Raw genomic sequence first — 8,287 nt, 5'->3', positions numbered from 1 at the left:
ATCCTCAATAGCTCAGTTGGTAGAGCATGCGGCTGTTAACCGCAGGGTCGTTGGTTCGAGTCCAACTTGAGGAGCCAAAAGGGAAAGATAATTATCTTTCCCTTTTATTTATTTTAAATGAATTTTTTAAGTGTTTAAAAATAATTATTGTTTGAACATAATAGAGTATATGAAGTTATTCTTATACTCAAAGATAATTGTGCTATAAAATATTATCCTGATTATGCAGCCAATTCTTTGAGAATGACAAAAGAAATGGGGAATAGAATGCTAAACAGGAAAATTTTCAAGATACTATTTATTTCATTTATCATTATTACATTTACCATAACTATTATTAATGCAAGTAAAAATAATAATAGCGTTTCTGATGGAGAAAAAGAGAATAATCAAGCTCAAAATTCACCTAAAACTGAAAATTTAGATGTTGCTTTAGAAGATGAGAAAGATAGTAATGAAAGTGATAGTTTAAAAAAAGAAGCTCCTAAGGCAAGAGCTGTATATATTACTGGAGCTTCAGCAGGAAATGAAGCCTTTTTAAATAATATCATTAATTTAATAAAAACTACAGAACTTAATGCTGTAGTTTTAGATATTAAAGAAGATGGTAAAGTAAACTATAAATCAGATATCAAAAGTGTAAGAGATATTAAGGCATACAACAACCTTTATGATGTAGATAGCGTTTTAAAGAAGTTAAAAGATAATGATATTTATGTTATAGGAAGGCTGGTGTGTTTTAGAGATAATTATTTAGCTAGGAAAAGAGGAGATTTAGCCATCAAAAGTCATGATGGTTCTATATGGAAAGAAAACAATGCAATTGCTTGGACAAATCCATTTAATCGTGAAGTTTGGGAATATAATATAGAAATTGCAAAAGAAGCTGTAGATAAAGGGTTTGATGAAATTCAATTTGATTATGTTAGATTTCCCACAGCAAGTAGTAAAGAAGTATATTATGGAGAGGATGTTCCACCAAAAGCTGATGCTATCTCTGACTTTTTAAAAAAGGCGGCTTCTGTGCTTCATAAAAAAGGAGCCTTAGTATCTGCAGATATCTTTGCAATAGTATGCGAAAGCTCAGGTGATACGGAAGGAATAGGTCAGGTTCTAGAAAGAGTGGGTATGGATATTGATTATATATCACCTATGATTTATCCTTCACACTATGCAAACGACTCAAAAGGAATGATGGGAAATGGAGTGGGGCAGAGTATAAATGGAGTTGTTTTTACAGCACCTGATTTACAGCCTTATGAAGTTGTTTATAATGTTTTAGAAAAAACAAAAAATAGAATATCTAAGGTTGAAGGTTATAGAGCAGATGTGAGACCATATCTTCAAGGGTTTACTGCTTCGTATCTTCCAAAAGGATATTATCAGACATATGGTCCTAAACAAATAAAGCAGCAAATAAAAGCTGTATATGATGCAGGCTTTGAAGAGTGGATTATTTGGGAAGCCGGGAATAACTATATGGAAGAGTCATTTAAGTGAACTCGTTTAGCTAAAGCTAAACATCGAGTCTTCAGGTGGAGACTCAACTCCCCCTGAAGACTTATAAGAGTAACTCCGCCCTATAGAAGGTGGAGTCTTAGAACAAGATAAACATAGGAATTTTTAGGTTGAGATTCTAATTTACCTGAAGAGTATAAGACGGACTCCGCCACATAGAAGGTGGAGTCTTAGAACAAGATAAACATAGGAATTTTTAGGTTGAGATTCTAATTTACCTGAAGAGTATAAGAAGGACTCCGCCACATAGAAGGTGGAATACTAGATGTGAATAATATAAAGTTTAAAAAATTATAAAAAATACTACTAATTTCTAATGACAAAAACTAAAAAAATGATATAATTTTAAGTAAGTATGGTTAGGTATAAATAATTAACTAACTTTTTTATTTAATCGTGCTAAATATACATAGAATATTAGGTGCGATTTATTTATAAAAATTAATAAAAAATGGGGGGCACTATGTTAATGCTAAACAAAAGAAAAGTATCAAATTTGGTTGAAAAGAAGGTTATGTTAACTGTAGTATCAATGATTTTGTTATTTACATTGTCTTCATGTGGGGATGGATCCTTTGTAACAACAGATAATCCACTTCCAACTGACGAAGTAACTGAAAATGTTGATGACAAAGAGCAAGATTTAGATGGAAATGATGAAGAAGGCGAGGAGAAAGAGGAGAAAGAAGAGGAAGAAGAGGAAATAGAACCAGTTAAAGCAAGAGCCCTATACCTTACTGCATGGACTGTGGGACATTCTGAGAATGTTGAAAAATATATTGATCTTGCAAAAAATACAGAGGTAAATTCGTATGTAATTGATATTAAATGTGATGACGGGTATGTAGGTTATGAATCAAATATACCTAAAGTAAGAGAATTGGAAACATGGATGAGAAGATACGATGTAGAGAGTGTTTTACAGGAATTTAATGATAACGATATTTACACTATAGGAAGATTGGTAGTATTTAAGGATCCACTATTTTCTTCACATCACCCTGAATGGGCAGTTAAAATGTCTGATGGAAGCTTATACACAGAGAGAAATGGAGCTACATGGATAGATCCCTATAGAAGAGAAGCATGGCCATATATTATAGATATAGCAAGAGAAGCACTAGAATTTGGATTTGATGAAATTCAGTTTGATTATATTAGATTCCCTAATGATGGGAACAAAAGTGCAATGAGATTTAATGATGATGGTTCTGAGAAATATGAAATAATTAATGAGTTTCTCTCATATGCAAGAGAGGAATTGCCAGATGCAGTTTTATCTGCAGATGTATTTGGAATAATTCTTGAAACTCCTAAAGACGTGGAAGATATTGGACAATACTTAGAGCTTGTTGGTATGGATATTGATTATATATCTCCAATGATATATCCTTCTCACTATGCAGTTGGACAAAAAGTAAATGGGGTTCAGTTTATGAAACCGGATTTTGAACCATATGAAGTAGTATATCAAAGCCTTGTAAAAGGTAAAGAGAGAATATCAGAAGTTGAAGGATATATGGCAGATATGAGACCTTATTTACAGGCATTTACAGCCTCTTGGCTGGGAGATGGATACTATCAGAGATATGGTGCAGAACAGATGAAAGAGCAAATACAGGCTGTATATGATGCAGGTTATGAAGAGTGGATATTCTGGGATCCAGAAAATAAATATCCTGAAGAGGCATTTTATAGTGAAGAGTGAACTCGTTTAACTAAAGCTAAACATCGAGTCTCCACCTGAAGATTTATAAGAGTAACTCCACCTTATAGAAGGTTGAGTCTTAGAACAAAATAAAAATATTTTATAGTTTAAGTTAATCAAAAAATTATTTTATAGTATTCTAACATTCCATCTTATATAAGGTGGTTTTTTCTTTTTATATTGACTAAGGAATTATAAAAAGATACAATATAGTGTATCGAGAATTGATTAGCATACAAAATATAGTGATTAGCTTTAGGGAGGTTTATTTTAATGAACATAAATGAAAATGCTGTTAAAGTCCTTGAAAAAAGGTATTTATCTAAAGATGAAAAGGGCAACTGTTTAGAGGATCCATCTGGAATGTTTATGAGAGTTGCAAAAGCTGTTGCAGCTGCAGATAAAGAATATGTATCTTTAAAAGAGCAAAGAGAAATTGAAAAAGAATTCTATGAGATGATGTCAAACTTAGAATTTTTGCCTAATTCCCCTACTCTTATGAATGCAGGTAGACCTTTAGGGCAACTAAGTGCCTGTTTTGTACTTCCAATAGAAGATACGATGGAAGGAATATTTGAAAGCATTAAAAATGCTGCACTTATACATAAAAGCGGTGGTGGAACAGGCTTTAGTTTTTCGCGATTACGGTCTAAAGGGGCTTCAGTAAATTCAACAGGAGGAGTTGCTAGTGGACCTGTGAGTTTTATGAAGGTTTTTAATGCGGCTACCGAAGCTGTTAAGCAAGGGGGAACAAGGCGTGGAGCTAATATGGGGATTTTGAGAATAGACCATCCTGATATAATGGAATTTATATCATGTAAAGAAGATAATGCAGATATTACTAATTTTAATATCAGCGTAGGTGTTACAGAAGAGTTTATGAAAGCTGTTGCTAATGACGAAGAATACAATCTCTTAGATCCAAATTCTCAAGAAGTCACAGGGACTTTGAATGCAAGAGAAGTTTTTGATATTGTGGTGGACATGGCCTGGAACAATGGGGAGCCTGGAATTATATTTTTAGACAGATTAAATAAGGACAATGTTACGCCAGAGCTAGGAGAGATAGAAAGCACTAATCCATGTGGGGAACAACCGTTACTATCTTATGAAGCATGTAATTTAGGATCTATAAATTTAAGTTTAATGATAAAAAGTACTGAGGTTTCACCTGAAGTTGATTATGATAAATTAAGTAAAATTGTTTGGAAAGCAGTGCATTTTCTTGACAATGTTATTGATGTAAACAAATATCCACTGCCTGAAATCGATGAAATGACAAAAGGCACAAGGAAAATAGGATTAGGTGTTATGGGCTGGGCGGACATGCTTTGTAAACTTAATATACCTTATAATTCTGAAAGAGCAATAGATTTAGCCCAAAAGGTAATGCATTTTATTCAAGATGAATCAAGAAAAGCTTCAATTGAGCTAGCAGAGAAAAAAGGTGTTTTTCCATATTACCATAAGAGCATTTATAAGGATATGGGTATAAAAGTAAGAAATGCAACAACAACAACGATAGCACCAACAGGTACGTTAAGTATTATTGCAGGTGTATCTAGCGGTATTGAGCCTTTATTTGCCATTTCATATATAAGAAATGTAATGGATAATGATGAATTAATAGAGGTAAATCCATTATTTAAGCAAATTGCATTGATAGATGGGTTTTATTCAGATGAATTAATGAGAAGAATTGCAAAAAAGGGAACAATAAAAGGTTTTCCTGAAATACCCAAGACGACTCAAAAGGTTTTTGCTACATCACATGACATCACACCTGACTGGCATGTTAAAATGCAGGCAGCTTTTCAAAAGTGTACTGACAATGCAGTATCAAAAACTGTTAATTTATGCAATAAAGCAACTAGAAAAGATGTTTATGATGTTTTTTGGCACGCATACAAGACATACTGTAAAGGAGTTACAATTTACAGGGATGGAAGCAGAGATATGCAGGTACTTAATATTGGAAAGGTAAAAGGCAAGGAAGAAAACCCTAATGGCGAAGCACAGAATTCAATAACAGCAGGTATTGTACCAAGGCCAAGACCAGAGATTGCTACAGGTTTTACCGAAAAAGTAAAAATTGGATGTGGAAATCTTTATATAACAGTAAATTATGATGAAGATGGGATTTGTGAAGTATTTACCAATACAGGACGTGCAGGTGGTTGTCCATCTCAATCTGAGGCGACAGCTAGATTGGTTTCAATTGCATTAAGATCGGGAATAGATTATAAGCATATTGTAGAACAGTTAAAGGGAATAAGATGTCCTTCCACTACAAGGCAAAAAAGTCTAAAAGTTATGTCATGTCCAGATGCAATAGGAAGGCTTATCGAAAAGGTAGCAAAGATACAAAATGGACATTCAGAAAGTAAAGGTGAAGTAAGCATTACAGATGATCAAAAGTTTCAACGTCCAATGGCAAAAGTTGAAGCTGATTTAGGTGAAATAGATAAATTAGCAGCTTGTCCTGAATGTGGGAGAGCAGTTGAGCACGAAGGCGGATGTGTAGTTTGTAGAAATTGTGGATATTCAAAATGTGGTTAGAGATTATAAGAACAGTTTTTCTATTTGGTTAAAGCAGATAGAAAAACTGTTCTTTTTTTGAAAAAAGTTATACGTGGTGCTAGAGTATATTAATTTTAGATAAGACAAGGAGAGTGTTTATGTTTATTCAAAGCTTAAAGAATGAAAAAGAAGAAATAAATAATAAAAGGGATTTAAATAGTCTTTATTTTCTTGTTGACTAATGTAGAATCCAATCGTAATATATGAATTAGATGAATAATAATATTTTGGGGGAATGGGTTAAAATGTTTACACAAAAGAGAATTGTGAGTTTTTTTGTTGCTTTTTTAATGATTTTTACATCACTGCCGCTAAATGTATTTGCACAGCCTAAACCATGGACACCGTATGAGGAGTATATACCAGAGGAAACGCCTCTGGTAAAAAGACATCTTAGAGCGGTATGGCTTACAACTGTATTAAATCTTGACTGGCCATCTGTTGAAACAAGAGATATAGAAAATAGTGAAGAGAGAATACAAAAGAGTAAAGAGGAACTTGTTGAAATGCTAGATAGAGCAGTTGAACTTAATATGAATGCTGTGTTTTTTCAGGTTAGTACTGAGGGGGATGCACTGTATAATTCTGATATTGTTCCCTGGTCACGTTATCTTACCGGGACATTTGGTAAAGATCCGGGATTTGATCCTCTAGCTTTTATAATTAAAGAGGCTCATAAGAGAAATCTTGAATTACATGCGTGGTTAAATCCTTATAGAGTGTCTATGAACACATCGGCATCTACAATAGAATCTTTAAATATACCAAAAAGCATTTACAGGGAAAGACCACATTTAATAAAAACTTCAATGAACAGATTTATTGTAGACCCTGGTGTTCCTGAGTCAAGAAAGTGGGTAGCCGATAGGGTTAAAGAAATACTGGACAACTATGATGTTGATGGAATACACTTTGACGATTACTTTTATTATGAGAGACATGAGGGTGAATTAAATGATGATGAAACTTTTAGAAAATATAATAATGGTCAGTTTTCAAATAAAGGTGATTGGAGAAGAAACAACACATACCTTCTAATAAAAGAGCTTTCAGAAATGATTCAAAAGTCCAAACCTCATGTGAAGTTTGGAATAAGCCCTGGGGGCGTATGGGGAAATAAAAGCGATGGACTTGTGGATGGCTCTAATACAGAGTCTGGATATACAAATTATCTGAGATGTTTTGCAGACACAAAAAAGTGGGTGGAAGAGGAGATTATAGATTATATTGCTCCACAGATTTACTTTACCTTTGGAAATCCAAGAGCCCCCTATGGAGAAGTTGCGTCATGGTGGTCTAATTTGGTTAAGGGAAGAAATGTTCATCTTTATATAGGGCAGGCTCTTTATAAAGTAAATGATGATGCAGATGAATATTTTGTTGGTGCAAATGCTGTTCCTGAGTTTACAAGGCAGCTTAAATTTAATGTTGCAAAGCCAGAAACAAACGGAACAATTATGTTTAGGTACAAAAATTTAGAAGATGGAAAAAAGCAGGAGATGGTAAATGTTATTGAAAATGATTTATGGTCTTCTAAAACGTTGGTTCCTGTTATGCCATGGAAAGGTGGAAGCCCACCTAAAGCCCCTGAAGTGGGAAAGGTTGAGGAAGTATCTGATGGAGTGAAAATTTCATGGCATGAAAATGATGAAAATACAGTTTACTATGCAGTATATCGTTTTAATACAGATGAAAATGCAAATATTGTTTCTGATGAGAGTGCTGCAAAACTTATAGGAACTGTGAGAAGAAATGATGGCGAAATTCAGAAGTTTATAGATAGAAGTTTTAAAAACTTAGATGATGTCTTTTATGTTGTAACTGCTCTTGATAGACTTCACAATGAAAGTACTGGACTTTTATTAAATAATGAAAGGTCTAAGTATTTTCCAGATGTAGGGTACAGACATTTATGGGCTATGGAAGCTATTGATAGATTCTATAAAATGAAAATCATAAGAGGCGACCATAGAGGAATGTTTAATCCTGGAGCTAATACTAAAAGAGGAGATTTTATTATAATGGTTGTCAATGCTTTGGGGCTGAAAGCTGAATATGAGAAAAACTTTTTGGATGTAAAAAAGGATTCCTACTACTATGACTCAATAGCTGTTGCTAGAGAGCTGGGGATTATAAAAGGTGTTGGAAATGAAAGATTTAACCCTGAGGGCAATATAACTAGAGAAGATATGATGGTAATAGTAACTAGAGCTCTTGAAATATTAAACTTAGATTTTAAAAAGTCAGAATTGGACAATATTTTAGAATATGATGATGTAGATGAGATAAGTGAATATGCTTTTGAAGCTGTGGCATCTCTTACGGTAGCAGGTTTAGTTAGAGGCTTTGCTGGAGGAATTCATCCAAAACGTATGGCAACTAGAGCAGAGATTGTAATAATTTTGAACTCAATGTTAGATAAAATATCATAAAACGCTATCATGGTAAGATTAAATATTGGTTAAGTTGGAGTTTTAGTTC

Annotated in this window: 4 protein-coding genes and 1 tRNA gene; all 5 read left to right on the top strand. The window is 33.5% G+C overall.

The features are described from left to right. Nucleotide 1 precedes the first annotated feature (1 nt). Nucleotides 2-77 (top strand) — tRNA-Asn (locus RBH29_RS14200). Nucleotides 78-147: 70 nt separating this feature from the next. After that, nucleotides 148-1,500: a putative glycoside hydrolase gene (locus RBH29_RS14195; protein ID WP_306697592.1), complete on the top strand. Its 1,353-nt coding sequence runs from the start codon at nucleotides 148-150 to the stop codon at nucleotides 1,498-1,500. Nucleotides 1,501-1,987: 487 nt separating this feature from the next. After that, nucleotides 1,988-3,226 (top strand): putative glycoside hydrolase, encoded by a 1,239-nt coding sequence (locus tag RBH29_RS14190; RefSeq protein ID WP_306697591.1) that lies wholly within the window; start codon nucleotides 1,988-1,990, stop codon nucleotides 3,224-3,226. Between the two features lie 273 nt (nucleotides 3,227-3,499). Beyond that, the gene (locus RBH29_RS14185) at nucleotides 3,500-5,785 is read left to right on the top strand and encodes a vitamin B12-dependent ribonucleotide reductase (protein WP_306697590.1); all 2,286 of its coding nucleotides are present in this window, start codon (nucleotides 3,500-3,502) and stop codon (nucleotides 5,783-5,785) included. A 266-nt stretch (nucleotides 5,786-6,051) separates the two neighbouring features. Next, the gene (locus RBH29_RS14180) at nucleotides 6,052-8,238 is read left to right on the top strand and encodes a family 10 glycosylhydrolase (protein WP_306697589.1); all 2,187 of its coding nucleotides are present in this window, start codon (nucleotides 6,052-6,054) and stop codon (nucleotides 8,236-8,238) included. Nucleotides 8,239-8,287: the final 49 nt, after the last annotated feature.

It is taken from the genome of Herbivorax alkaliphila (assembly GCF_030848475.1).
Taxonomy (GTDB): domain Bacteria; phylum Bacillota; class Clostridia; order Acetivibrionales; family Acetivibrionaceae; genus Herbivorax.
The sequence above is the reverse complement of the archived record's forward strand: the minus strand, read 5'-3'. Positions and strand labels throughout refer to the sequence as shown.

Excerpts from the sequence above, each read along its gene's own strand:
- RBH29_RS14190 (WP_306697591.1), top strand. The coding sequence starts at position 1,988 with ATGCTAAACAAAAGAAAAGTATCAAATTTGGTTGAAAAGAAGGTTATG.
- RBH29_RS14185 (WP_306697590.1), top strand. The coding sequence starts at position 3,500 with ATGAACATAAATGAAAATGCTGTTAAAGTCCTTGAAAAAAGGTATTTA.
- RBH29_RS14180 (WP_306697589.1), top strand. The coding sequence starts at position 6,052 with ATGTTTACACAAAAGAGAATTGTGAGTTTTTTTGTTGCTTTTTTAATG.